Source organism: Paraburkholderia sp. J63 (assembly GCF_905220245.1).
Taxonomy (GTDB): domain Bacteria; phylum Pseudomonadota; class Gammaproteobacteria; order Burkholderiales; family Burkholderiaceae; genus Paraburkholderia.
In genome coordinates this window covers 1-231 of the sequence record NZ_CAJMZF010000240.1, presented here as the reverse complement: position 1 = coordinate 231, position 231 = coordinate 1, and the positions used below count along the sequence as shown (strand labels likewise).

Here is a 231-nt window from a genome sequence, read left to right as displayed (position 1 = left end):
GACGCGGCCCTGGCCTGCGTTGTTCACGAGCATGTCGGCGCGGCCAAAGCGCTTTTCGACTTCGCCCGCGAACGCGGCAACGTCGGCGGCATCGAGCACGTCGCAACGCGCGGCCAGCAGTTGCGCCTGCGGATGGCGCTCGCGCAATTCGCGCCCGGCGCGTGCGAGACGGTCGTTGTCGCGGCCGCAGATCGCGACCGAGGCGCCCGCGCGCAGAAAGAGTTCGGCGGT

At 71.4% G+C, this 231-nt stretch carries 1 protein-coding gene; it reads right to left on the bottom strand.

Features of this window, described 5'->3' with window-relative positions:
* Positions 1 to 231, bottom strand: a 231-nt coding sequence (locus U5775_RS39350; protein ID WP_322063488.1) for an SDR family NAD(P)-dependent oxidoreductase, incomplete at both ends; no start/stop codon positions are given.